Raw genomic sequence first — 25,859 nt, 5'->3', positions numbered from 1 at the left:
TAAACGATTTAGCATTCACCATACCCAGAAATCACCCTCGCCTGCGCCGGAGAACGCCATGCCTCGCAAATCCGCATCTTCGGAAAGTGGTCCTCTCAAGATGCGCGACATCGCGCGGATCGCAGGCGTATCAACCGCCACTATCTCCCGTGTCATCAACAATTCCAACCGTGTCGACCGCCAGACCGCTGATCGGATCCGCTCCATCATCCAGGACCTCAACTATATCCCCAACTCCACTGGGACCGCCCTCAAATCCGGCCGCAGCGGAATCTACGGCCTCATCGTGCCAAACATCTCCAATTCGTTTTTCGCCGACTTTGTCAGCCAATTTGAGCGCGAGCTCGTCACCCGCGATCAGGAGATGATGCTCGCCATCACCGCCCACTCCCACGAGGAAATGCAACGCTCCATCCGGCGCATGCTTATGCGCGGAGTGGAAGCCATCGCCGTCCTCGAATCCGAAATCGAGACTACCGCCTACGAGAGCATGCTCCACAACCGCGTGCCTCTCGTTACCCTCAACCGTCTCGCCGTCGAGCCCGGCGTGAGCGACGTAGCCGTCGAAGCTTTCACTGGAATGAAATTCGCCATCCAGCATCTTGTCGAGCTCGGCCACAGCCGCATCGGCTTTCTCGGCGGCCGCGCTCACCAGACAATCTCAGCCGCGCGCGAAGCCGCCTTCCGTAAAGCCATGCGCGCCAACCGCCTCGAAATCATCAGGCCAGCCATACAGGCAGCGGACTTCTCCATCGAAGGCGGACGCCGCGCCATGAGCCGGCTCCTCAGTCGTCCCGACCGCGTTACGGCCGTTCTCTGCTCCAACGACCTCTCCGCCATCGGGGCGATGCTTGCCATCCGCAGCGCAGGCCTCATCATTGGGCAGGATGTCTCAGTCATAGGCCTCGACGACATCGATCTCTGCACCATCGTTGATCCTCCTCTGACTACCCTCCATCTATCGAGAAAGAATATGGTCAACCTGTTTCTGGAAGCGATGGATAACCTGCTGAGCGCTCCTCATGAAACAGGGCAGCAACTCAACATCCATGTCGACCTCGTCATCCGTGGCTCAACAGGCCCCTGTCGCCCCTGTATATGATGGGGGAATGCGTCGACCCAGCCCGTTCAGCCCCAGCCGAAGAGCGTTTGTCTCCGCCCTCGCTTCCGGGATTCCCTTGCTGGCATGGCGCAAAGCCCTCGCAGCCGCGGCCCTTCCGCCGCTCTTCGAACCCATCCCGTCAACCCGCTCCGGCATCACCTGGACCCACTCCAACGGCCGCTCCCCCGACTACTATCTTCCCGAAACCACCGGCGCCGGCTGCGCCTTCCTCGATTACGACAACGACGGCTGGATGGACATCTTCCTCGTCAACAGCGGCCCCTGTGACTTCTTCAACCCGCCAAAGCCGCTGAACAACGCCCTCTACCGCAACAACCGCGACGGCACCTTCACCAACGTTACGACGAAAGCAGGCATCACCTCCGCCGGATATGGTATGGGCGCAGCCGTCGGAGACTACAACAACGATGGCTACCCCGACCTGTTTGTCTCCAGCTACAACGACTCGAAACTCTTCCACAACAACGGCGACGGCACCTTCACGGACGTGACTAAGAAGTCTGGCATCAAGATCGACGGTTGGGCCTCAAGCGCCGTCTGGTTCGACTACGACAACGATGGCCGCCTCGACCTCTTCGTCTGCCGCTTCGTCCAGTTCGATAAAGCGGCCAACAAGTTCTGCGGTAACGAAGGCACCGGTGAACGCCACTACTGCATCCCCCGTGTCTACCCGCCAGCCGCCAGTTGGCTGTTCCACAACAACGGCGACGGAACATTTACCGACGTCTCAGCCGCCACAGGCATCGCAGCCGTACAGGGCAAAGCCTGGGGCGTAGTCGCCACCGATATCGACAACGACGGCTGGATGGACCTCTTCGTCGCGAATGACACCGTACAGAACTTCCTCTTCAAGAACACAGCGGGTAAATTCAAAGACATCGGTCTGGAATCCGGCGTAGCTTACAGCGCCGACGGCCGAGCCCGCTCCGGCATGGGCGTTGACGCCGCTGACCTCGACCAGGACGGCTATCAGGACCTCACCGTCACCAACGTCGACCAGGAGATGTACTCCGTCTACCACAACAACCACGACCAGACCTTTGACGACCTAGCCGTCCCCATGGGCATGGCCAGTGCCACCCGCACCATGAGCGGCTGGGGCCTTCGCTTTTTCGACTACGACAACGACGGCAACCTAGACCTGTTCATCGCCAACGGCCACCCCGACGACCAGATCGAAGTCCACGCCACCAGCGTTACCTACCGCGAGCCACTGTTGCTCTTCCACAACAACGGCAAGACGCTCGAAAACATCAGCGCCGAGGCAGGCCCCATCTTCCAGCAGCCACTAGCCGCCCGAGGCCTCGCCATCGGTGACTTTAACAACGACGGCGCAATAGACGTACTCATCTCCACCAACAACGGCGCCCCGGTCCTACTCCGGAACGAAGCCGCCAAAGGCCACCACTGGCTGGGCATCAAACTCGTAGGCAAGAAATGCAATCGTGATGCCATCGGCGCCAAAATCACCTGGAAATGCGGCTCGACCACCCGCACGCGCCAGAAAAACGGCGCAGGCAGCTATCTGAGCAGCCATGACCCCAGAGAAGTATTAGGCATAGGCAAAGCCACCAAAATAGATCAGCTGGAAATCCATTGGCCAGCCCCCAGTAACAAGGTAGACACCTTCGCGAATCTCCCAATCGACAAATACATCACCATCATCGAAGGGCAGGGAATCGTAGCCTGATTGGGCATTACACCATCTCTTAAAAATCGGCCGATACAGCCCAATTAAAATAGATGAGAATCCTTCAGCGCGTCTGCTGAACCCCTGAGGTCTGCAATCCATGTCCGTAATTCTTGAAACCCTTCCAGTCGGCCAAAAAGTCGGCATCGCGTTCTCCGGCGGGCTGGACACCAGCGCCGCGCTTCATTGGATGAAGCAGAAGGGCGCTCTGCCCTACGCCTACACCGCCAATCTCGGCCAGCCCGACGAATCCGACTACGACGAAATTCCCCGCAAGGCCATGGAATACGGCGCTGAAAAAGCCCGCCTCATCGACTGCCGCGAACCTCTCGTCCGCGAAGGCATCGCAGCCCTCCAGTCTGGCGCCTTCCACATCACCACCGCCGGCGTGACCTACTTCAACACCACGCCACTCGGCCGCGCCGTCACCGGCACCATGCTCGTCACCGCCATGAAGGAAGACGACGTCAACATCTGGGGTGACGGGTCTACCTTCAAGGGCAACGACATCGAGCGCTTTTACCGCTACGGCCTCCTCGTCAACCCAGATCTCAAGGTGTACAAACCGTGGCTCGACGATGCTTTCATTGACGAACTCGGCGGTCGCGCCGAAATGTCAGCCTTCATGCAGAGGTCCGGCTTCGCCTACAAGATGTCTGCCGAAAAAGCCTACTCCACTGACTCCAACATCCTCGGCGCCACCCACGAAGCCAAGGACCTCGAACTGCTCACCAGCAGCATGAAGATTGTTGTCCCCATCATGGGCGGCACAGCTTTCTGGCGCGACGATGTCGAAATCAAGCGCGAAGAAGTCACCGTTCGCTTCGAACAGGGCTTCCCTGTAGCCCTTAACGGCAAGGAATTCTCAGATCCCGTCGAAATGCTGCTCGAAGCCAACCGCATCGGCGGCCGCCACGGCCTCGGGATGAGCGACCAGATCGAAAACCGTATCATCGAAGCCAAGAGTCGCGGCATCTACGAAGCCCCCGGCCTCGCACTGCTTTTCATCGCTTACGAGCGTCTCATCACCGGCATCCACAATGAAGACACCATCGAGCAGTACCGCGAAAGCGGCCGCAAACTCGGTCGTCTCCTGTACCAGGGCCGCTGGTTTGATTCGCAGGCCATCATGCTCCGTGAAGCCGCCCAGCGCTGGGTAGCCAAGCCCATCACCGGCGACGTCACCGTCGAACTCCGTCGCGGCAACGACTACTCCATCCTCAATACCGATTCGCCAAACCTGACCTTCAAACCCGAACGCCTCACCATGGAAAAGGGCGAATCCACCTTCTCCCCACGCGACCGCATCGGCCAGCTCACCATGCGCAACCTCGATATCACCGACACGCGGGCAAAGCTCATCACCTACGCGCAAAGCGGCCTGCTCACTCTGAGCAAAAAGGCAGAAATGCCAAAACTGACCAGCAGCGACGAAAAAGAATAATCTCTCAACTGAAGCCCTCAAGCACATCTGCCAGCTACCCAGAGCCGCCATTTGCAATTTCCGCAAATGGCGGCTTTGTACTGCGAAAATCGCAGCAGTCCTCTAAGATTGGTCGAAAGAAAAATCTCCGATCTGGTCTGCCGGATCTATCGACTGTGACGAGGGCCGAATGACTGAACTCAGTGAAAGCTCTTACCGTACGGAACTCAGAGAAGAGTATTTCAAGGTAATCGACATTCTCCAGAGCTACGACCCCTACTTCCTCACGATCAAGAACTGGGGTGTCACCGTGTCCGGGGCAGCGATCGCCCTCGGCGCGACGCAGAAGTCATCGCTGATCTTTCTTCTCGTCAGTATCCTCGGCATTGGTTTTTGGACTGCAGAGGTTCGTTTCAAGCTCCTGCGGCTTGGCCACGCTCTCCGCGCAGCTGAGCTCGAACAGCTCTTATCAAATTTTCATTCGGATGACGGCCAGCATAGATCTCCCCGCATTTTGGGTTCCTTTGGCAAAGAATCAGCCTTCAACATCCAACAACGTCGCTGGCGTTCCGTAGCATTCTGGCCACAGGTCATGTTTCCGCACATATTCTTCGTAGCGTGCGGAATTGCGGGCTTCCTATACATGAGCTTGTTATCGAAGCTGTTTCGATAGCCCCAACGAGTGCCAGTTGCGTACCTCGAATGTTGTCGGGACTATGAGCGGGGCGTAGTTGGCGTCCCCGAAGTCGAACCCCCGAGGTAGAAGGGTTAAGCCTCTCAGGCTGCTGTTTCCTGATCATGAATCCGATCAATAGGGGTGTCTCAAGAAATGAAAGAATGAATAGCAGTAGTTCTCCATGTTCTTGAAGAACCACCTTTCGAGATGCGCACGGTGTCCGTAAGCTACGCTGGTTTGTAGAGCTTTGCCAAGAGGCAAACTGAGGAATGGCTTGCCATCAGAATTGTCCTTCGTGCAAATTGTCTTCCGTGCAGATGACGAGCATGGAATCGAATCCACCCCGTCCCATCATGCAAACGAGGCCCTCTGAGAGATGACAGCGTCAGGACCCAGCATTTCGGTAATTGTACCTACCTACCGGCGCACCGCCGACTTGGCCCGCTGCCTGGCTGCTCTCGACCGGCAGTGGCTGGTTCCGGAAGAAGTGCTGATCACCTATCGCGATGAGGATGCCGAGACTTGCGCCTACCTTGCCCGCACAGATAGGCCATGCCCCAATGCCCGGCTGATTCTCTGCACAGAGCCCGGGGTCGTCTATGCGTTGAATTGCGCCTTCGACCAGGTCAGGACCGATCTTTTCGCAATTACCGATGACGACTCGGTGCCGCATCCAGACTGGCTGCAACGGATCGTGGCGCACTTCGTGGCCGACCCCTCGGCAGCTGGGGTAGGCGGTAAAGACCACGTATTCGTCCCAAATGAAAACAGATGGATCGAGGGTGCAGAGCCTGTCGTGGGAATAGTCTCTTGGTACGGCAATGCTGTTGGCTTTCATCATTGCGGTGTAGGTCCAGCACGCTATGTGCACACGCTCAAAGGCGTGAATATGGCGTTTCGCCGCAGTGCGTTTGGTAATCTCCGACTCGACACGCGGCTACGAGGCAAGGGGGCGCAAGTAGGCTGGGAGATGCAGCTCTGTTTCGCGCTGCTGGTGAAGGGCCACAACCTTATCTATGACCCGGCAGTGTTGGTGGATCATATGATTGGCTCGCGCCCTATCGAGGAGCATCGCGTAAAGTTCAATCCTTCGTCCCACTATGATGAAGCGTTCAACCGCACCTTGATCTTGCTGGAATACCTGTCCCGACAGCCGTTCGGGCGGTTTCGCCAATTCGCCTTTATGAGCTATACGGGACTGTGCGGGTCGCGCAAATTTCCCGGCCTGCTACTGCTCGCACATGGATTACTCACGCGTTACCCCGACATCTGGATTCGTTTCAAAACCACCTTTGCCGCATACAAGGCTGCACTCTCGGCCTGAAGGCATAGAGATCCTGGTGCAACTGCAACCTTGCATTGTCCGATTTGGGATACATTGCGATGCTCCGCGTTAAGATGGTATGGCGGACTAAATCCTCCAGAAGGAATTGCCGGTGGAACCTTCCAAAAACGAGATTGGCTCTTCACAAACCTCGGTTGCTATCTGCATTGGTACCTACAATCAGGCACAGTATTTGCGTGGATCGATTGAATCGGCACTGGCGCAAACTCATCCAATCCAGGAAATTTGGATTTCGGATGATGCGAGCACAGATGATACAGACGCTGTCATGCGAGATCTGTGTGCTCAACATCCGAAGCTTCGATATTATCGGCAACCGGTGAATCTCGGTTTGCCAGGCAATATAAGCTGGCTTCTTTCTCAACCGAAAACGGACTTGATCGTACGCCTGGATTCCGATGATCTTCTCGAACCGGACTATGTGGCCGTTTTATCAAAGCTCATGGAGCAATATCCTGAAGCCGGCTATGCGCACTGCAATGTGAACCAGATCGATCGTGAAGGACGGGTGCAACGGATTCGCCGCATCGCACGAACCAGCGCCTTCGAATCCGCAGATCAGGCATTGAGAGCCAATGCAAAAGGCTATCGGACAGCAGCAAATTGTATCCTTTACCGGGCCCAAGCCATAAGAGAAGCTGACTACTACAACTCAACCCTCTCATGGCGATACTGCGAAGACTGGAACATGATTGTGCGGCTTGCAATCAGCGGTTGGGGCAATGTGTACTCCCCGCAAGTCATGTCAAATTATCGCGTATGGGATGATGGCAAAGGTGTGCGCGCTTCGCGAAAGATGGCAGAGGTACGGGAAACAGGCGAAATCTACAATAAGCTGTTAATTCCCCAATTCGAGAAACGGGGCTGGAGCATTGCGGAACTGAAGAAGAACATGAGAACCAAGGCAGTGAGATTTGCAGACGCAATCGATTCACCCCGTTTCAGTCACGAGGAGCGCAAAGAATACAAACGGCTTCTCAGGATTCTTGGTGATTCTCCTCAGCTCTCCGCTGCAATATGGATTGCCGAACATGGTTTGAACCCTGCAGTCAGGTCTTGGGCCACGATGCGAATTGGGTCCAAAGATCTGGTGAAGCGCCTTCTGCGTCCATCCAGTAGTGGTTAAAGTCAATTTGACTTTCAGCCTTGGCTCAAGGCGAGCCAGGGATGACATGAGAGAGGTCTAGCATGAGGTCGCCGACCCGCCGGACAGGAGACCTTCCTACTCTCGACGGTTGCGAGCGATCGCGATCTTGGTTGTCATCTGCCACCACGACAGCATTCACTCGCTCTGGTTCCTCTCCACAAAGTGGCTCAACACATATGGCTAAGTCGGCGTCAACGTCTTCTTCGCGATCAGCGGCAGCCTGATTTGCTCCAGATTGCTCGACGAAGAGCAGCGCGACGGCTCCATCAGCCTGCGCAAGTTCTACATCCGCCGCGGCTTTCGCATCCTCCCTCCAGCCATCTTTTTCCTGCTAACGATCGCTCTCCTGACCAAACTCGGCTTTGTCGACGTCTCGGTTCCTGAGTGGTTCAAGTCTTTACTCTTTTTTCGTAATTACCCTACGCTCCTCGGCGGACCTGTGGGCTACTACACGTCCCATTTCTGGTCCCTTGCTCTCGAAGAGCAGTTTTACCTTATTCTGCCAGGGCTCCTCATCTTGAGCTCGAAGCGGTATCGCGCGGTGATCCTCGCCATTCTTAGTGTCCTTATCTGCGTTTATCGCGTGATCGCTTTACATTCCCGGCCCTGGGACCTTATCGCTTGGCACGCTGAAACCCGTATGGACGCTCTATTTGTTCCTGCCCTCTTCGCCGTGCTGGTCTCAAACCCGCGCATCCGGGGGATTTTCAAGAGCGCCCTACGCTTCTGGCCCGCGCTCGTCGTGCTTCTCCTCGTCATCCTGAACTTCGGCGAAGGCTCCGCGTGGCAGGTCACGCTGCTCATATACCTAATGCCATGCATCGTCCTCGGCTCCGTCCTCAACCCCGATAATGTCTTTGGCTGGGCACTCGAGTGGAAACCGCTCCGATTCGTCGGGCGAGTCTCTTACAGTCTCTATCTCTGGCAGCAACTCTTCTTCTCCCAACACTTTCTCCCCGGTGCCCACCCCTTTGGCATCCTGCAGAGCTGGCCACTACGTCTCGTAGTCAGCTTCGCCTGCGCTCTTGCGAGCTATTATCTGCTGGAACTGCCTCTCGTCCGTCTGGGCCACCGCTGGGCTCCCTCTGCCACACCTGGCCGCCCGGAACTTAAGGACATTCCGATTGCCACACCGACAGCGATCCAGCATGCCCGCAACCTTTGAAAATGTGGGCTCGCAGGACTCTCGATACACCTTACTGCGGAGATTAAGGACATGTGTGGGGAGTTGAGAAGCACAGAACTTGAATACTTGGAGTTGGAAGAGGACATTCTTCTGATGAACGGGTCATCACTCTCCTCGCACGGCTCTGGGTACAGTCCTCATTAAATCCACGACAGAGATTTCCCGTTCAGGAACTCGTCTCCCAGCTTCGAGTTGAAGCTTCTGCAGTACCCGTTCTCTCACGGAACCGCACGTCCGAGTTAAGGTGTGCGATTGTCTGCAAATCGCTACGAAAGGTCGGCACCCCCGGGAAGTTCCTACAGACTTTTCTGATTAGAATGGAACTGGAGACCCAGAATGAACTCTGAAGCGGTTAGTTATCCGGTACGCGGGATGGAACCTAAGGAAGCGGCCGCAGAGCAAGTGTACTTGCTGGACTTCCTGATCATCCTAGCCCGACGGCGATATTTTCTTCTATGGTTTACCGTTATCGGCGCCGTGCTTACGTCGATCGCCGTTGTGTTGCTGCCCAGCCAATACACAGCGACAACTCTCCTTATACCCCCTGGGCAGAATTCTTCAATGAGCTCTTCCTTGTTGGGCCAGCTTGGAGGTTCTGGAGCTCTTGCGTCCGTTGCTGGGGCGAGCCTGGGAATCAAGAATCCGAGTGAGATGTATGTGTCTCTCTTCCATAGTCGGACTTTGGAGGATTCCGTCATTCAGCATTTTGGACTCATGGACAGGTATCACGCTAAGAAACCCTCTCAGGCGCGCACGGCTTTCGAAGCTCATTCTACGGTCGTTCTTGGCGCGAAGGACGGCTTGATGCGAATTACGGTGACAGACCGCGATCCAAAGTACGCGTCGGACATTGCCAATGGTTATGTGGACGAATACAAGAAGTTATCTGCCAATCTCGCGATCACGGAAGCTTCACAGCGGCGCAATTTTTTCCAGCAACAGCTACTGGAGGCCAAGGGGAATCTGACCAATGCCGAGGAGGCAATGAAGAGTACCGAGAAATCCACCGGTGTTCTTCAGATCGACAGCCAATCGCGATCGCTGATCGAATCGGCAGCCAATCTTCGTGCGCAGGTGGTCGCTAAAGAGGTTCAGATCCAGGGCTTGAGTTCGTATGCAACTGGAGATAATCCCGACATGGTAGTGGCCCAGCAACAATTGGCAGCGTTAAAAGCGCAGCTTGCCAAACTTGCTGGCTCTCAAGAGAGTTCGGATTCTGAATTGCTGGTTCCCAAAGGTCGTGTGCCGGACGCCGCGATGGAATATCTGAGGCGGTTACGCGACGTCCGGTATTACGAGACAATTTCGGAGTTGATCTCCAAGCAGTTGGAAATGGCGAAATTGGACGAAGCCCGGCAGGGCGCTGTCATTCAAGTAGTTGACCTAGCCGTACCGCCCGATACAAGATCTTTTCCGAAACGTACTCTTACCGTCTTGCTGGCTACGGTGCTCAGCTTGTTTGTTGCGAGCGTGTGGTGCATCTTTTTCGGCAAATCTGCGCCCAGATATCGAGATGCGGCCGTTCGACAGCGTATGGATGCTCTGCGAGCCAGCTTTCGCAACTAATACACCATAGGCAGAGATCATGCGTTATCTCTACTGGTGGCCTAGCTTCTACTTATGTGCTCGGATATCCACGCATGAATTTCGTTAATAAGCACCCTATTTACCTAAAGGCGCCCCTCTCCTCTCTCAATCGTGTGTACGGTATTGAGCGTCGGACAACGGAAGTCAGTTCACTGCAGCCGACCGTTTAATTTCCAATGCATTGAAAATAAACGCCATAGTAAGGCTGACCGAAAATCGTGATGCTGGTTGAAGTCGGATTGGAAGATAAAGCACGTGCGATTCCGAGTGAGGAACTCGTCTGATAGGCAACTGTACAAGACGGCGTTTGAGTGAAGGCAGCGCGGCCTGAAAAGTTGACGGTCGCGGTGCCGGAAGGAAGAAGAATGACCTTGTCCGAAGTAACGTGCGGATTCAGCACCTGAACTCCATTGGCGCGATACGTAGCCGGCCACGCGTTGAGGTTGTCTGGAGGAGTATGGCTAACAACGCTCAGGGGGGCGGTGCCGTCCGGAACCAAGCTCTTGAAGACGCCATTGCTGACAGCCGCGTTGCAGGCGTAGTTTTCGCTTCCGGGCTTGGCCGCGCCGCTATAGCAGAAGTCCAGTTCGTCTGGAGCACCTTCTCGTATTTGCGCGCCATAGTAGGTGCTTCCCCCTCCTGCCCAAAGACTGAATCCGATGGTTGGTTGGTACCCAGTACCTCCGATTTGAACGGAGGGAGACTGATAGTCCGGACCATACGTTTGCGTGTACTGGATGGGCCCGGCAGAGACAATGTTGTTAGAGGCATCTTCACCGCCTAGCACGGTGATTCGAGGATTGCTGCCAGGGCTTACTATGTATTGCTGTTGGGCTGCGCGTAGAGGCGAATTTCCGATCAAGGTAACCTGCGGTGCCCCATTGATCAGCACATTGGTTGGCACATTCGTGGTGCCATCCAGATTCAAAGAACGCATCTGCGAGATGACTGCGATCGCCCCTCCGTCGATCTCGATGAATGCCGGAGGGTATGGGTCGTTGGCATCGTTGTAAAAATCAGGTCCATCCATTTCGACGTCGGTTGCAACCGTGTAGGCTTCGATCCGAACAAACGGCTGACCGGCGGAAGAGCTATGTTGTGGGTTTTCAAAGTGAGGTGAAACCAGGCGAACAGAGCCGCTTCCATTGGCGATATGCAACTGAGCATCGTCAAAGTTGCAGGAAACAAATGTCAAGCTAGATAGATTGGTGAACGCTGACGGGCTGGAATCCACATCGAGGGAAACGGAATCAACAAAGTTTGCGCCTTCAAAAGTAACATGATCGAACTCTATGTTTTCGCCGCCATAACCTGCGCTAGCTGGCCAAACGACGCTTTGATAGTTGTAGCCAAAGAAGGAATGCTCGAATTTGAAATTCCAGACTCCGCGGGCAAACTGCAACCCGACTCCGAAATTGTCGATGTTCATGCCTGAGGCGAAGAAGCCGGCTGAGTTTTGTGAGCCGCCAATCGACAGCCCAACCTGCCCCGCGTTTGGCCCAGAACCCAACAGCGTAAAGTCACGCATGCCGAAGCCATCAACGGGTGAATTCGAGGGCACAAAACTCACCTGGTTATCACGGAACGAAATTGCAGCGCCGGAACCTTTGAAACTCAGGCAGGTCGACGGCCCCTGTCCCTGCAGGATGATGGATTTGGTGATCAGAATAGGCGTTGCGTAGGAATAGCATTGGCCCGACGGCGCGGTAGGTATTTGGATAAGTCCACCGCTGGCAGGCAGGCTTTGTTCCATCGTATTGATCTGAGTTCCGACATCGCCTCCTGTCGGGGAGATGCTCAGCTGGCGAATGCCTTGCTCGAAGGACTGCGCAGCCACAGGCACTGCGACTGAGGTTGTCAACAAACAGCTGCAAGTAAGGAGACATCGGATCATCGAGTTGCTGAACATTCTTTTTCCCTTAAAGATCATCTACAAGGCTCAGGTAGGTTTTGATGACTAGCCATGGAGAAGAGTTGTAGGCAATTCACTCATTGTGCAAGCTAAATCTAAGGATGCTAACGGGTTGAATTGAAATATCATGCGAGCGACAAAAGCCAGACGAGACATTTCAAGGAAAGGCGGATTCAAACCACTGGAATCCGACCATGGGGATTGATCCGAGTCGGCGGTTGCCGACTATAGAATATCTTTAGTGAGAATCGTGGCGCATTTTGGATATACCGACAATGCCAGCCAAATCTGACTCAATGGACGAATGGTTATAGCCCTCAGCGAGATCGCGGTTTGCTCAAGTCGATCCCTCCCGGCAGCCGGCCTGGGATCATCCTTTGATCTTGCTGCGCTCGTTGTTGATGATCGTAAATCGCAACGCTTTCCGTTGAGCTTCCTGCAACCGACAACCGAGGAGTGACATGACGCCGCTTGGATACATTTTCTTGCCCATCGGCCTCCTTAGTTTGTTTGTATCGAAAAAATGGCTGTACCGCCTTTTTGTCTTCTTCACGCTTTTTTCCGCTACATCCGCTGCCAATTTTGGTGACGACGAGAATGGTTCGGGGCTGCAAGTCTGGATGCTTTTCGGATTTCTTTGGCTTCTGCGTCTACTCTTGGATCACTTACCTACACTCTCATTCGCAATCGATCGCCGACTTCTCAGGCCGTGCTTGTGGTTAATCGGGTTTCTTGGCATTGCTTCGTTTTCGTTGATTATGCCGGTCTTGATCAACGGCAGGCTGGCCATCAGCTCTCCTATTCTCGGGGACTTCACAGAAACCCCGCTTTATCTTTCCTCGCATAATTTAACCCAACTGCTTTATTTGATATTTGGCGGCATAATTGCCATTTGCGTTGCTCATTCGAATTTGCGGGATGAAGATCGGCAGCAGACTGAGAAAGTGATCTTGTTGTCAGCCATATTCATTTCAGTCTGGGGACTTTTTCAGTTCTTTTGCAATGCGACTGGATTTCCTTACCCGGACTATATCTTCAACAATTCAGGATCGGCTGCTGCGAAGGGGTTTATGCAGACTCTCGATATCGGAGTGGGGAGAATTTCCTCTGTAAGTGTGGAGCCATCTGAATTTGCCAAGAGCCTGATTACCCTGCTGCCCCTAACGTTTCCCGCGTTGCTCAAGAAAGGTTCGGTCCTGTCACGGCCTATTGATAGATACGTTGCGCTGCTGTTCATTCTCTTGTTAGTTCTCAGTACCTCCTCGACCGCTTACTTCGGCTTACTGGCCCTGGCTATGGTGGCCGTACTTTTGCTATTGCGGACTGGGGATTTGTCTCTGAAGCGAGCGTTCAAGTACTCTCTCATTGCCGTGGCGGCCACATCGGCAATTATTGCTGCTGCTCTTACGTCTATTCCAGTGGTGAGCAGCATCGCCAGCACGGCTGTGCTCGATAAATCGAGTTCTGGCTCAGGCCTGGAGCGAGTGATGACGATTGAGTTGGCTTTTGGGTATTTTCAAAAGTATCCACTTCTCGGAGTCGGATGGGGCAGCGCGGGGTCTCACGACCTCATCGTCAAGTTGCTGTCAAACGTCGGCATCCTTGGAACAATCGTTTTTTTTGGTGCTATGGGATGTGTTGTGCGCGCAAACTGGCGTGCGCTCGAAAAATTGATTCTTCCTGTCAATATTTCCAGATGGGTTTGGCTGCTGGCGCTCATCGTCTTTCTAATTGTCAGTGCTGCGACTGAGTTTCCGCTGGTCTTTGGGAATTTCTGGCTGATTTTGGGAATGGCAATCGCAACGAGTTCGAAGCTGGTCGGCTCCCGCATACAGTCTGCGGCGCCGCAGTCAACACCCACTGAACCATAGCCGAGACCGGCTTATTCTCAGCCGCCTCGGAAGCCGAACTCCGACCGCTCTTTTTGTAACTCACTTCTCGTCCAGTGATAGAGGAGGCAAAGTTAGCGGTAGGTTCGCTGATACTCCTGATACAGATCTATATGGGCTAGTGCTATTTTCCCCCATTCGAATCTGTCGGCATATGCCAGCGATTCCAGAGAGAGTCTTGTCCTCTCCAGGTTGTCGGCCATCAGATGTATTGAATAGTTCACGGCTTGCTCGGGGTCTGACGCAATAACCACAGATTGCGCAAGCTCCTGTGGGGTCTGCTCGCTGCGTGTTGTGATGCAGGGCAGGCCACAAGCGATGACGGCCTTTAGTGATCCGCGCCGTTCGGATGCTCCATCCGGGAACGGCAAATAGGCGAAGCCAGCGGTGGAGAGGAGTTGCGATACCTCTGGCGCGCTGAGATTAAGAAGCCACCGAACTCCGTAAGACGAAGATCTGTCTCGCAGTGTCTGCGCGTATGCTTCCTGACCTGAAGCAGTTTTCCCTATGATCAGCAATTCCCAATGCAGATTTCTTGTTCGGACCAACCGGGCGAATTCCAGAAAGTCCTCAAGCCCTTTTCTAGGCGTGATCAGTCCAAAATAGACCACGCTGTCGTTGCGCTGAACGCTACGGAACGCCGGCGGCTCAATGTTGCTGCCAATCGGAATGATACGGATTCGACTCCTGATCCATGGCATCTTCAGCGCCGTGGCGTTCGCCTCGAACTCCGACGTCATGACGAGAATGGGGGATCTCAGCGTGAAGGGAAAAAGAGACAATTTTCTCAGGGGATGCGCGAGGCTGAATTCATGGAGAGTGACGATAGCCGGCTTGAGTAGAAGCGCCAACTGAGGGCCAAGGCTCTTTCCGTAGCCGACGGTGGGATATTGCATATGCACGATCGAGTTGCGGGCATTCAGAAGGTTGCGAATCGCCTTGGCGGTACCAGCCATATTCCACTCGCGGTGATTCAGAACTTCAACAGGCTGACCAGCGGCTTCCAAAGCGGAAGCCAGCTTATGGGTATAGTCGCCTACACCACAGGCATCGGGCGGCAATGATCCCGTCACAAGAATCACCCGATGGTTCATGGAGTCTCCATAAAATTAAACGCAAAACATTTCGAGAACTAGACTGTAGGCAATTTGTTAAAGACATCCTTCTGGTTGCGCGGTACAGAGATATATGCCAGGTACTTTAACAGGACCGTATACCGGTCTGTGCCGAGTAGTCGTAATCCCAACCGCAGCATGGCATTCACAAAACGTACCTTGATGTCGTTCCGGTCAATGGTGTGCCGGTTGTACTTTGCCACAGACTCCTGGCCGCTCTGCAAATGGTTGCTTTTTGCCCATTTGTAAAACGGTCCGTTGGCATCAAACGGGCTTGTGCTGCCAAACCTGTCAACATTGCCAGAATAGATTGCTCGCTGCAGCTTATTGACAAGCACACCATTGCTGAAGCGGCCAAACGCGTACACGAAGCGGGCCACATCGTGAATCCCGTGGTGCGCTAGCCGGGCGCGGTAGTGGGCAAAGATCTCCTGCAGATCGGGGCGGGAATCCAGGTTGAATTGATCGTAGCCTTTAGAAATCGTGGTTCCGCCATCCACCCGTACTCCGCTGAAGTGGTAGAAGACCAGGGGCGCGCTGCCATTCACTCTCCAGGAATCGCCGGTTTTCTCCAGATAGCGCTCATGCAGATTCCAGTAGGCGACATTGCATCCTGGATGTCTCAGGATTGCGACCGAGTCAAAGAAGGAGGGGACCAGATTGATCCATTTCTGATCTACAAAAAGGCCACTCATGCGCTCCGCGTAGCCGAGCGTCAGGCAGCGATTTTCCCACCAGGTCAGAAACCGAACTGCTTCTGGCGTTCTGGATACCGCGATAAACCCGAGGTTGAAGATCCCCGAGAACAGCAGCATGGCTTCTACCTCGGGAGCTCCATCATTGGGTGACATGGCATGCGGCGTGAGGACGATGGAGTGATTATCCAGTTCATTGAAAACCGGGTCGACTGGCGAACAGATCAGGATATCGGGATCGAAGTAGATCAGCTCGTCAATTCCGTTTGCCAGCAAGGATTTCAGAAACGTCGGTTTCACGTTAGTGTTGAGCTCAAGGATGTCATACTTGAAGGCGACCGATTCAAAGTCAGGAATTCCCAGGATCTCGACCAGAACAAGTTGAAAAGGCTCCTCAGAAACATCCATACCTGCGGGTAATCGATCCACCAGTAGCACGTAAAACGTATGGCCGGGATGGAACTTCAGGTACGACTCGCAGAGAGTGCGCGCATAGGGCAGGTAGTTAAGAGAAACAATCGTGCACGCGGCTCGAATCATGAAATACTGCTCCACTTCCCGGTGTTGAAATTGAAAATCTTGCGCACTGTGGCAGGTGCGCCCACAGCCAGGGCAAAAGGTGGGATGCTTCCGATGACCACGGAGTTGGCGCCGATTACAGCTCCTTCGCCGATGGATGAGCCGGGTGTGACCACCACTCCGTCCCCAAGCCATACGTTCTGGCCAATTACCACGCTTGAATCTACATCCAGAGGCCGCTGGGTCGGCGGGATCAGAGGCGAGGTGTGCTCTCCCGCGTACCTGCCATGATTGTGGTCGATAATCACGACCTTGCTTCCAATCAACACATGGTCACCAAGCTGCACAGAATGTGTGGCTGCGATATGGACATAGTGGCTGATGCGCACATGCTTTCCTATGACGATCCGTGGGGTGAATACCTGATCGTTATAGCGCGAAATCGCTTCCAGCCAGAGACCCCGCTCCGCGGAAAAGTCTTCTCCCATCTGGATGCTGGATAGTCCACGCAGATATGAGCCCGGGCCAACATGGATCTTTTTAACACCGAGTTTCCAGGCGAGAAGCCGGTTTCGAGGAAGCGCGATAGCCTGCCCGGAGAGATGAGTTACGAGCAGATAAAGCCCATTCTCATGCAAAAATCGCAGCAATCGACTCAAATCTCACCGTCTCAGTTTAATTTTACAAGATTTGGCCCGCTAAGATCACGCCTTAATAGTGACTCTATCTACCTTAGTCTTGAGTTGAATAGGGTCAATTCACCGATCCGAGCGGAGAAGCTTTCGGACGTAGCTCTAGCCGTGACGTAGCATGACGAATCCAGCAGCTCGGTCGATCCTGTTTATGGCCCGAACGAGCAGTAGCCAGCACGATGCAGGCGGGGTTGGCAGTTGGAGGATGGGGTAAACGAACGCCCAATATCGAACGTTGTCTCGAAACGCGCTTGCAAGCACTTCACCTGGCTTAGCCTCTTGCGCAAACACAGAGGAGGCACTCTTGTATTGCAGTGCCATGCCGGGCCAGAATCTTTGCAGGGTTCCGTTCATCACAACGCGCTGCAGTCTTTTCGATTGCAGCCAATTTCCTGTTACTGTCTTTAGCGTCGGGCCAAACACCTCGAGCAGTTTGTAGCCGCCAGTGTTGTTCAAGCGTGCACCCACTAACCGGTCTTCGATATGCAGTCCACGGCGAAAACCATTGAGTGCCTTGTAAGTCCAGCCTAGCTGGACGAGATTTGAGCCCACCAAGGATGCGAAGGCGTTTGTCCCCTGCTCCTCTACTGCGCGTTTGTTGATGATGTTGCCGCTGATAAAGGTAAAGTACACATGCACTCGTCCGACAAAAAGCATTGCGTCGGTGGTATCGAATGCCTTGCTTTCCCTGCTTTGAAGCTGGGGTACATATGAGTCAGTTAGCCCAAAAGAATTCAGGTAAACGAGATCGTATTCCCCAGTTTCGAGGTGCGACAAGACCTTCGCTACTCCGCCTTGAATGATGATGTCGTCATCGCCAAAGATCCAGACATACTTGCCGCGCGCCTGCTCGAAACACTGCAGGAAGTTTGCATCTGCCCCTACGTTTACCTCGTTGCGGATGGAGCGGATGGACAGTCCGCGCGATTGAAACTCCGCCACTACCTGAGGCGTTTCATCGGGGGAGGCGTTGTCGGAAATGATCAGTTCGACCCGCGGCTCCCCGACCAGTTGATCGAACAGCACTGACAGAAGTTCGCGCAGATAGCGCGCGCGGTTGTAGGTCGGAATGGCGATGGTAAGCAAGGGCTTAAATTCCGAGGCAGATTGGACCGGTTCAGTCGTCAATTTCCAGCTCCTTCGCGCGACAGTTGCTGCGAGGAAGTCCCGTGCCACTCCCGTCTCTTGCGAACAAAAATGTATGTTCCCGAGGCCAGGCCAAAGACTCCGCCGATCAGGAAATAGCCTATTGTTACGGCATTCACACCTGCAAAGCGTCCCAGCAGGTAGGTGGCGCTGCCGAGCAGGATGGCTACTACTACGGCCTGAACGAAAAAGGGCTCCTGCTTGTGCGCCCGCAGATAGAGCGCTTCGCTAAAGACCACATGATTCATCACTGCTGTGAGTAAGAGCAGGGTAAACGCCCACGGAGGGAGAACCCTGGACGCATATTGGGGAAAACTGCGGCCGGCCATGAGCAGCACGGTAAGGAAAGCTGTCGCTCCAAGCACAAGCAGAATCGTCGATTGCCAGAGTGTGCGGAAGAACAGGGTATCCAACTCCAGGAATTCGCGCCGCGCGACCATGTTGCCAAACGGGGATGCCTTGGTGTTCATCCACGCCAGCGCGATGGCACCGATTGAGGAAGCGATACTGAGCGACATGCCCATGCGGCCGGCGGCGACCGGTCCTTGGTAAGCGAACAACACTGGATTGAATAATTGAAAGATGAAGTAGCCGCATAGCCAGCTGATGGCAATTCTCCACTGGAAGGGCCAGATCTCGCTGCGCCAGCCGACAAAATGTTCGCCGACTTTGAGCGTTAACAGACTCTTCAAAAGCTTCTTTCGGGAGGAGGAAAAAAGAAAGATAAGTCCGACGAGCGCCTGTGCGGAGACCATCATGGCTGGGGCGAAGAGTCCGTGGTGTGTCGCCAGCGCCGTCCATGCCAGCACGCTACCTAGCATGGCCTGGGCAAATCGCATGCGTGCTACCTGCACTATCGATCCGCATCCTTCCAGAAAGGAGAAAACCGGATCGAGCTGAAAGGTAAATGTCGCTGCAAGCACCAACAGAAACCACGGAGCTTTCCAGAAAACTTCGGGACCCGCGTGCTGATGCGTTGTGAAGAAATAGTAGCCAGCCGGTAGCAAGACTCCCGCCATCAGGATGGCTGCGACCGAGTACCAGCGCACTGACTTCTGGAGGATGGAAGCTAACCGGGCATGCGATCTGGGATTACCCTGCACATCTCCGTTGGGTAGGAAGCTCAGCTCGGCTCGCTCATGCGCCGCCAGCTGTAATACGACAAAGGAAAACCCCAGTTCGAAAACGATTTGAAGAGCTACCAGACTCGAGAACGTATAGTAGTAGCCCTGCTCATTGGGCGTGAGAAAGTGCGCGATCAGAAACACTGTCAACACACCTGCGCCAGCGGACCAGAAGCGCGCCAGAATCGTAAAGGCAATTGCGGTGTCGAGGCCGATCCAGTGCTTCAGAAGTGTACCAAGAGATCGATGAGGGGGCGCCGGGGTAGTACTTTCAATGATCTTCAAAATCTTCCACCCCTCAGATGCTGCGAACAGAAGCCCAAAAGACCAGCAGGCTAACTCTCCAGAACTCGACCATCCTCGCCATTGAGCGCTTCGAATGCGCGATGAGGAGTATCGCTACTTTTGACATTATAGAGTCCGTGTGTTGATGGAGTAGCCATGCCAGGCGGCCGTTCGCCGTATTGCTTCCCGCAGTGAAATTTCGCAGCGCAGACCTAGTTGCGCGGCTGCTTTGTCGACGTTTGGCACGTATTGTCGTATGGGCGTACCGCCGGTGGCTTGTCTGGAAATTTGTATCCCGGCCGCGGAGCCGACAGTATCCGACACCACCTTCGCCAGCTCAGCAATTGAAACTGCCTGATCCGAACCAACGTTGAAGGCATCTAACGGCCTAGCACGAAACAACATTGTCCAAAGCCAGACTGCAAGATCGGCCGCATACATATACGAGCGCCTGGGTGTGCCGTCTCCGTTGACGCGAACTGCCTCGCCACGCATCGCATCCCGCAAAAAGTTGCCTATAGCAAAGTGCGTATCGAGAGGCAAATGCGGCCCTACAAAAGCGAAGCAGCGAGCGATCTTACATTCCATCGCGTGATGGGCCGCGTAGACAGCGCATAAAAGCTCCGAGGCGCGTTTACCTTCGGAGTAGACGGCCCCAGAATCGAGAGGGTTCGGCGCACCTGCATAGTCTTCTGGAATATGGCTCATCGTCGCGGGCTGTTCGCCGTAGACAGCTCCTGAGCTCGTGAGGAGAAACTTACGCGTCCCGTGAGTTGCGGCGAAATCCAAGGTTCGTCTCGTCCCGTCGATGGCGGTCGTAAACATTTGTAGAGGCTCTTCCGCAATCAGCCGGGCGCTTGCCTCCGTCGCGGCGTGAATCACAAACGGGTAGTCACCCTCAGGAAACTGGAAATCGCGGACATCACCTTGCAGCAAAGAAAGTGCGGCATCGCTTGCGAGATGTGGACACTTCTCCCGAAAGGCTTCTGGAGACCGGCTTAGGAGAGTGAGCTTTGCGTTCAAGCCAAAACGTGCATTCGCTGCAAGGAAACTCTCGACCAGCCAGCATCCAAAGAAACCTGTTCCCCCTGTCAGGAATAGTCGGCTCCCGCGGATCTCGTCCCAAACCGGTTCTGTACAGGATAGGATGAAGTCGATATCATCGGCTGGCAGCTTCGGCATCAACGCTCCGTCACTCTAATCCTGCCGTTTGATATGCTGCCTCAAGCGTAGCCCCAATATCAGGCGTCATCTCATGCAAAGCTCTGGAGCGCATGCTTCCATCTTCCAGGAGATAGGAAGGTACACCGGGCATGATCTTCTGGTTATGTTGCGCCATCACTTCGCACAACACCGGTCCCTTCACTGCGAGCACTTGCTCCAGAATCGTCTTCAGTTCGGAACGGTTATGACACCGGACATAGGTGAGACCATATGCATTGCATACGCTTTCGGTCTCCGGCAGCGTCACTCCGCTCTCCGGTGTGCTGCCCATGAAGAAACCCTTGAAAAATGTCTCCTGCGTCCGCCGGATCGATCCGTAACCGCCGTTGTTGATCACGAAAAGCTTCACATTGAACCCATAGTGAACAAGGGTCTGGAGTTCCTGGATGTTTGTCTGGAGTGAACCGTCGCCCGTCACGGCGATCACATTCCGCTCTGGATCATCGGCAGCCGGCCCGAAGCTCGCAGGAAGCGCATAGCCCATCTCCGCCAACGAACCGGGGTTAATATATCGCTGATTCCCCTTGGTTCGAAAGGCCTGCCCAAGAATCGGATGGGGCTGGCCTGCATCGGTAAGGATCGTTTCTTCCCCTTCCAGTAGGTCGCTTAAGACATCCACGAACTCGTAGAGATTCACGGGATCTGTGGCTTCTCCGAGCTCATGCGGCTCCTTCAAAATGGCAAATCGTTCCTTCCACGACTGGCAGGCTGCGATCCACTTCTGCCTGGCCGCACCTTGATAGCTCTCCGTGGCCTCGAGAAACTTTGGCAGATAGTCCTTAATATCCCAGCTGTACTTGGTCTGCACGCCGACGCGCTCCCGCTCCATCAGTGCAGGATCTATCTCGATCTGAATCTTGTCCGCCTTGGAAGCGAACAACTCTCCCTCGTAACCCACTGTCTGGATATGCAGGCTGCATCCAAGGATAAGAATCAGATCCGCCGATTGCACCGCAAAATTGGCACCCCGAGCACCCCGGGGACCTGGGTGCCCCACAAACAAGGGATCCGCGTACTCCATCAAATCTTTGGCCATCAGGGAAGTCACGACCGGCACCTGAAGGCGCTTGACCAACTCCCGAAATTCGTTTACCTGGCCGGCTACCCGAATCCCATGGCCAGCCAGGAGGAGAGGCCGCTCCGCCTTGGCAAGCCGGAGGAAGATATCCTGGATATCCTGCGGACTGCAACAGGGAATTTCTTCATCTTCCGGCGTGTATCCCTCAGCGGTATCTTCAGGAAACTGAGCGGCCTGCACATCCAGCGGAACATCGAGCAAAACCGGACCTGGCCGGCCAGACTTGGCTAGGTAAATAGCTTTCTCAACATGGTATCGAGCCCTCTCTGGGCTCTCCACAAAAGCAGCGTACTTGGTAACCGACCCCACTATCGGAAGAATGTCGACTTCCAGGAAGCCCGCCTGGCGCAGTCCCGCGATGCCTCGCCCACGAATGGTTTCCAACCGCTTGCACTGGCCGGTTAAGAACAGGACAGGTACAGAGTCCTGGTATGCCCCGACAATCCCCGTCAGCAGATTGGTTGCTCCGGGGCCACTTGTCGCCATCGCAACCCCCAGTTTCCCGGTCTGCCTTGCATAGGCATCAGCCGCCATCGCCGAAGCTTGCTCATGGTGGTTGCAGTAATATCGCAAACCGGGCTCGCGGCCAAAGGCATCATTCAAATGCATAGCCATGCCGCCTGTCAGCACAAAAAAACAGTCCGCACCGGCCTCGACGACCTTTTGTGCTATGTAATCCGCAACGCGCATTCCATTCCTCTGCCGGTTTTCAATCCGGACTCTCTAATGCTCATTTTTGAGGCCCGTGCACAGGCATCATCGGTGCAACCTGAACGTAAGTCAGCAGGCGCTCACTGCGACGAAACTTCACACAGCTGCGACACTTCAAACAGGCTCTCGACCACGTAGTCCAGCATCGGCTTTGTGAGCCCTGGGAATACACCAATCCAAAAGACCTGACTGGTGATGAAATCTGAGTTCGGTAATTCGCCAACGACTCGCTTTTCAATGTTCAAATACGCCGGTTGCCGTAGCAAGTTGCCTCCGAACAGCAGCCGAGTTCCAATCTTGCGTGTATTCAGGAAGCGAATCACGTCGTCGCGATGCAATCCGGAATCGGGCCTCACCGCAATTGGAAATCCGAACCAGCTCGGCTCCGACAAAGGCGTCGGTTCTGGAAGGATGAGTAAGTGTGACAAAGGCTGGAGTGCCTGAGTAAGGTAGGCAAAGTTATCCTTCCGCGCCTGGATAAAACCTTCAAGCTTTTCCAACTGCGACACTCCCGCAGCGGCCTGCATATCACTTACCTTCAAGTTATAGCCGATGTGCGAGTAGGTGTATTTGTGATCGTAGCCATAGGGCAACGTTCCCAGTTGCCAGTCAAAGCGCTTTCCGCAGGTGTTGTCTTTTCCGGGCGCACACCAGCAATCCCGGCCCCAGTCGCGAAAGGACTCAATCAACTTGGTGAGCTGCGGCTTGTTGGTGACCACGCAGCCTCCCTCCCCCATCGTAATGTGGTGTGCCGGATAAAAGCTAAAAGTGGCGATATCGCCGAAAGTCCCAACTCGGCGGCCGTCGAACTTGGAACCCAGCGCGTCGCAGCAATCCTCGATCAGCCATAGATTGTTCGCACGCGCAAACGCTGTGACAGCCGCAAGGTTGAACGGGTTACCGAGCGTATGCGCGAACATCACCGCCTTGGTGCGAGGACTCAGTGCCTGTTCCAGGGCCCTTACATCCGCGTTGTAGGTGGGCAAAACAACATCGATGAACACGGGCACGAGTTGGTTCTGGAGGATTGGATTCACAGTCGTAGGGAATCCTGCCGCCACAGTAATTACCTCGTCGCCAGGACGAAGCTGCCGCTCGCCGAGCGTAGGAGAGGTCAGCGCGGAAACAGCGACCAGGTTCGCGGACGACCCGGAATTGACCAGGCGCGCGTCTCTCACGCCCAGAAACTTGGCGAATTTGAATTCAAAAAGATCCGAAAACCGGCCTGCCGTCAGCCAGAATTCAAGCCCTGAATCGATGACAGAGAACATGTCCCTGTCATCGAAGACGCGCCCCGATACGGGGACCGGCGACTCCCCCGGCACGAATGGCTTGTTCGCATGCGCCTCTGCGTAATACTCAGCAGTCAGCCGCCGAATCTCTTCACGGATCTCATCCTTACGGCCTTCACTCACGCATCCACTCCAATGTACTTCGCGACACTTGTCTTCTCGGTTTGAAACTTCGCTGCATACTGCTTGATCTGCGAAATTGTAAAGTCACGCATCTGCTGGCCTTGTTGTTTTGCCCGGTACCAGGCCAGTGTCATGGCCAGTGCATCCTTCAGCGGAAGAGCTGGCCGCCAACCGAGCCGTGCCTCAGCCTTGGACCAATCCAGCTTCAAGTAGTTAGCTTCGTGTGGTTGTTCTGCGTCATCCAGCTCCCATCGGGCAGCTCCGCCCCATGCTGTGGCCAACTCCCGCACGATCCACTCTACCGTTTGAACATCGGACTGCTCTGGGCCAAAATTCCAGGCCTCGCCATGCACAGGTCCAAGCTCATAGAGCGATTCGGCAACCGCCAGATACCCGCGCAAGGGCTCCAAAGCATGTTGCCAGGGACGTATCGCTCGCGGATTCCGAATTACAACCGGCCGCTCCTCTAGGAATGCGCGGATCGTATCCGGAACCAGTCGCGCCTCCGCCCAATCCCCGCCCCCTATCACATTTCCCGCCCGCACTGACGCCATGCCGACGCCATGCCGGCTGAACTCATGGCGGTTGAAAAACGAATTCCTGTAAGCGGAAACGACCAGTTCTGCGCAGGCTTTGCTATTGCTGTACGGATCGTATCCACCGAGTTGGTCTGTCTCACGGTAGGGCCACTCCCACTCGCGGTTTTCGTAACACTTATCGGTGGTAACCACCACAATGGCTCGCACACTGGGCGTCCATCGCGCTGCTTCCAGCACATTCGCAGTACCCATCACATTGGTCGAGTATGTGCCCAGCGGTTCGTCGTAAGAGCGCCGCACCAGCGACTGCGCCGCGAGATGAAAGACGACCTCTGGCTTGTGCTCCAGAAACGTTCGCTTGAGCAACTCCACATCGCGAATGTCGCCGATCACTGAACGCATCCCTGACATGACATTGGCATCCTGAAAGAGGCTCACAGCCGTGGGTGGCTCCAGTGCGATACCACATACGTCTGCTCCTAGTTGCTGCAGCCACAGCGACAGCCAGCTCCCCTTGAAGCCGGTATGCCCCGTCAACAGGACACGCCTATCACTCCAGTTCATTCCCAGACCTTCCAGGGCGCTTTCCCTTTCGACCACAATCCTTCGAGTACGGAACGGTCGTGCACGGTGTCCATCGCGTGCCAGAAGCCTGGATGTTTGTAAGCGCCGACATTTCCTGCACCCGCCAGAGATTCCATCGGCTCCCGCTCCCAGATCGTCGCATCATCCTTGAGATATGCGCCCACCTTGGGAGAGAGAACCAAGAACCCGCCATTGACCCAGTTCCCATCGCCCTTCGGCTTTTCAGCAAAAGATAAAACGCTTCCGGTCTCATCGATGTTGAGCGCACCGAACTTGCCCGTTGGCTGAACGGCTGTGAGGGTGACCAGCTTTCCATGCTGCCGATGAAACTCGATCAGCTGGGTAATATTGACATCAGAGACGCCATCTCCGTAGGTAAAGCAAAACATTTCTTCGTCTTGTACGTACGGGAGCACGCGCCGCAACCGTCCGCCCGTCATGGTCTCCGCGCCGGTATCCACCAGGGTGACCCGCCACGGCTCACACCCGTTTCTGTGGCATTCGGTGGTCCCATTCACCATGTCGATGGTCACGTCCGCAGAAAACAAGAAATAGTTCGCGAAGAACTCCTTGATCATGTACCCCTTGTAACCGAGGCATATCACAAAGTCATTGATTCCAAAGGAGGAATAGATCTTCATGATGTGCCAGAGGATCGGCATCCCGCCAACTTCAACCATAGGCTTGGGCCGGAGCGTCGTCTCTTCGCTCAGCCGGCTTCCAAGGCCTCCAGCGAGAATTACAGCTTTCATT

General features: G+C 54.9%; 19 protein-coding genes and 1 pseudogene. 9 read left to right on the top strand and 11 right to left on the bottom strand.

Features of this window, described 5'->3' with window-relative positions:
- Positions 1–58 precede the first annotated feature (58 nt).
- The 8 genes and pseudogenes from AC5S27_RS20220 (at position 59) to AC5S27_RS20185 (ending at position 10,156) form a co-directional block, all read left to right on the top strand.
- Complete coding sequence (locus AC5S27_RS20220; RefSeq protein WP_493936366.1) at positions 59–1,102, top strand: LacI family DNA-binding transcriptional regulator; 1,044 nt, start codon at positions 59–61, stop codon at positions 1,100–1,102.
- Between the two features lie 7 nt (positions 1,103–1,109).
- Positions 1,110–2,813: a CRTAC1 family protein gene (locus tag AC5S27_RS20215; protein WP_493936365.1), complete on the top strand. Its 1,704-nt coding sequence runs from the start codon at positions 1,110–1,112 to the stop codon at positions 2,811–2,813.
- A gap of 100 nt (positions 2,814–2,913) precedes the next feature.
- Positions 2,914–4,257: an argininosuccinate synthase gene (gene argG / locus AC5S27_RS20210; protein ID WP_493936364.1), complete on the top strand. Its 1,344-nt coding sequence runs from the start codon at positions 2,914–2,916 to the stop codon at positions 4,255–4,257.
- 169 nt (positions 4,258–4,426) lie between these two features.
- Complete coding sequence (locus AC5S27_RS20205; RefSeq protein ID WP_493936363.1) at positions 4,427–4,909, top strand: hypothetical protein; 483 nt, start codon at positions 4,427–4,429, stop codon at positions 4,907–4,909.
- A 379-nt stretch (positions 4,910–5,288) separates the two neighbouring features.
- Positions 5,289–6,236 carry a glycosyltransferase family 2 protein gene (locus tag AC5S27_RS20200; RefSeq protein ID WP_493936362.1) on the top strand — a complete coding sequence of 316 codons (948 nt, stop codon included), beginning with the start codon at positions 5,289–5,291 and terminating at the stop codon, positions 6,234–6,236.
- 112 nt (positions 6,237–6,348) lie between these two features.
- On the top strand, positions 6,349–7,383 hold the full coding sequence (locus AC5S27_RS20195) for a glycosyltransferase family 2 protein (RefSeq protein WP_493936361.1): 1,035 nt from the start codon (positions 6,349–6,351) through the stop codon (positions 7,381–7,383).
- Positions 7,384–7,600: 217 nt separating this feature from the next.
- Positions 7,601–8,569: pseudogene (locus AC5S27_RS20190) on the top strand (acyltransferase family protein); the annotation flags it as partial.
- 357 nt (positions 8,570–8,926) lie between these two features.
- Positions 8,927–10,156 carry a GumC family protein gene (locus AC5S27_RS20185; protein WP_493936360.1) on the top strand — a complete coding sequence of 410 codons (1,230 nt, stop codon included), beginning with the start codon at positions 8,927–8,929 and terminating at the stop codon, positions 10,154–10,156.
- Between the two features lie 187 nt (positions 10,157–10,343).
- Here the strand turns inward: AC5S27_RS20185 and AC5S27_RS20180 are convergent, their stop codons facing one another.
- Positions 10,344–12,038 carry a hypothetical protein gene (locus AC5S27_RS20180; protein WP_493936359.1) on the bottom strand — a complete coding sequence of 565 codons (1,695 nt, stop codon included), beginning with the start codon at positions 12,036–12,038 and terminating at the stop codon, positions 10,344–10,346.
- Between the two features lie 512 nt (positions 12,039–12,550).
- Here AC5S27_RS20180 and AC5S27_RS20175 point away from each other — a divergent pair.
- The gene (locus tag AC5S27_RS20175) at positions 12,551–13,960 is read left to right on the top strand and encodes a hypothetical protein (protein ID WP_493936358.1); all 1,410 of its coding nucleotides are present in this window, start codon (positions 12,551–12,553) and stop codon (positions 13,958–13,960) included.
- Positions 13,961–14,052: 92 nt separating this feature from the next.
- Here AC5S27_RS20175 and AC5S27_RS20170 read toward each other — a convergent pair whose 3' ends face one another.
- From AC5S27_RS20170 to rfbF, 10 genes are all read right to left on the bottom strand, one after another.
- Entirely contained in the window at positions 14,053–15,072 is a 1,020-nt protein-coding gene (locus AC5S27_RS20170) for a glycosyltransferase family 4 protein (protein WP_493936357.1), read from the bottom strand.
- 38 nt (positions 15,073–15,110) lie between these two features.
- On the bottom strand, positions 15,111–16,328 hold the full coding sequence (locus tag AC5S27_RS20165; RefSeq protein ID WP_493936356.1) for a group 1 glycosyl transferase: 1,218 nt from the start codon (positions 16,326–16,328) through the stop codon (positions 15,111–15,113).
- Complete coding sequence (locus AC5S27_RS20160) at positions 16,325–16,966, bottom strand: LbetaH domain-containing protein (RefSeq protein ID WP_493936355.1); 642 nt, start codon at positions 16,964–16,966, stop codon at positions 16,325–16,327. Before AC5S27_RS20160 ends, AC5S27_RS20165 begins: the two co-directional genes overlap by 4 nt.
- Before the next feature lie 135 nt (positions 16,967–17,101).
- On the bottom strand, positions 17,102–18,127 hold the full coding sequence (locus tag AC5S27_RS20155) for a glycosyltransferase family 2 protein (RefSeq protein ID WP_493936354.1): 1,026 nt from the start codon (positions 18,125–18,127) through the stop codon (positions 17,102–17,104).
- Positions 18,124–19,554, bottom strand: coding sequence for a hypothetical protein (locus AC5S27_RS20150; RefSeq protein WP_493936353.1), 1,431 nt, complete (start codon positions 19,552–19,554; stop codon positions 18,124–18,126). Before AC5S27_RS20150 ends, AC5S27_RS20155 begins: the two co-directional genes overlap by 4 nt.
- A gap of 126 nt (positions 19,555–19,680) precedes the next feature.
- Positions 19,681–20,736, bottom strand: a complete 1,056-nt coding sequence (locus tag AC5S27_RS20145) for an NAD-dependent epimerase/dehydratase family protein (RefSeq protein WP_493936352.1) — start codon at positions 20,734–20,736, stop codon at positions 19,681–19,683.
- A 10-nt stretch (positions 20,737–20,746) separates the two neighbouring features.
- Complete coding sequence (locus AC5S27_RS20140) at positions 20,747–22,546, bottom strand: thiamine pyrophosphate-binding protein (RefSeq protein WP_493936351.1); 1,800 nt, start codon at positions 22,544–22,546, stop codon at positions 20,747–20,749.
- 101 nt (positions 22,547–22,647) lie between these two features.
- Positions 22,648–23,982, bottom strand: a complete 1,335-nt coding sequence (gene rfbH, locus AC5S27_RS20135) for a lipopolysaccharide biosynthesis protein RfbH (RefSeq protein ID WP_493936350.1) — start codon at positions 23,980–23,982, stop codon at positions 22,648–22,650.
- A complete protein-coding gene (rfbG, locus tag AC5S27_RS20130) occupies positions 23,979–25,085 on the bottom strand; it encodes a CDP-glucose 4,6-dehydratase (protein WP_493936349.1) in 1,107 nt (368 codons plus the stop codon). Before rfbG ends, rfbH begins: the two co-directional genes overlap by 4 nt.
- The gene (rfbF, locus tag AC5S27_RS20125) at positions 25,082–25,858 is read right to left on the bottom strand and encodes a glucose-1-phosphate cytidylyltransferase (protein ID WP_493936348.1); all 777 of its coding nucleotides are present in this window, start codon (positions 25,856–25,858) and stop codon (positions 25,082–25,084) included. The genes rfbG and rfbF overlap by 4 nt, the downstream gene beginning before the upstream one ends.
- Position 25,859: the final 1 nt, after the last annotated feature.

The organism is Acidicapsa borealis (assembly GCF_059115245.1).
This window is presented reverse-complemented; position numbering and strand designations above follow the sequence as displayed.

Coding starts and splice junctions, on each gene's coding strand:
- AC5S27_RS20175 (WP_493936358.1), top strand. CDS start 12,551: ATGACGCCGCTTGGATACATTTTCTTGCCCATCGGCCTCCTTAGTTTG.
- AC5S27_RS20205 (WP_493936363.1), top strand. CDS start 4,427: ATGACTGAACTCAGTGAAAGCTCTTACCGTACGGAACTCAGAGAAGAG.
- AC5S27_RS20220 (WP_493936366.1), top strand. CDS start 59: ATGCCTCGCAAATCCGCATCTTCGGAAAGTGGTCCTCTCAAGATGCGC.
- rfbG (WP_493936349.1), bottom strand. CDS start 25,085: ATGAACTGGAGTGATAGGCGTGTCCTGTTGACGGGGCATACCGGCTTC.
- AC5S27_RS20170 (WP_493936357.1), bottom strand. CDS start 15,072: ATGAACCATCGGGTGATTCTTGTGACGGGATCATTGCCGCCCGATGCC.
- rfbF (WP_493936348.1), bottom strand. CDS start 25,858: ATGAAAGCTGTAATTCTCGCTGGAGGCCTTGGAAGCCGGCTGAGCGAA.
- AC5S27_RS20140 (WP_493936351.1), bottom strand. CDS start 22,546: ATGCGCGTTGCGGATTACATAGCACAAAAGGTCGTCGAGGCCGGTGCG.
- argG (WP_493936364.1), top strand. CDS start 2,914: ATGTCCGTAATTCTTGAAACCCTTCCAGTCGGCCAAAAAGTCGGCATC.
- AC5S27_RS20185 (WP_493936360.1), top strand. CDS start 8,927: ATGAACTCTGAAGCGGTTAGTTATCCGGTACGCGGGATGGAACCTAAG.
- AC5S27_RS20200 (WP_493936362.1), top strand. CDS start 5,289: ATGACAGCGTCAGGACCCAGCATTTCGGTAATTGTACCTACCTACCGG.
- AC5S27_RS20165 (WP_493936356.1), bottom strand. CDS start 16,328: ATGATTCGAGCCGCGTGCACGATTGTTTCTCTTAACTACCTGCCCTAT.
- AC5S27_RS20215 (WP_493936365.1), top strand. CDS start 1,110: ATGCGTCGACCCAGCCCGTTCAGCCCCAGCCGAAGAGCGTTTGTCTCC.
- AC5S27_RS20145 (WP_493936352.1), bottom strand. CDS start 20,736: ATGCCGAAGCTGCCAGCCGATGATATCGACTTCATCCTATCCTGTACA.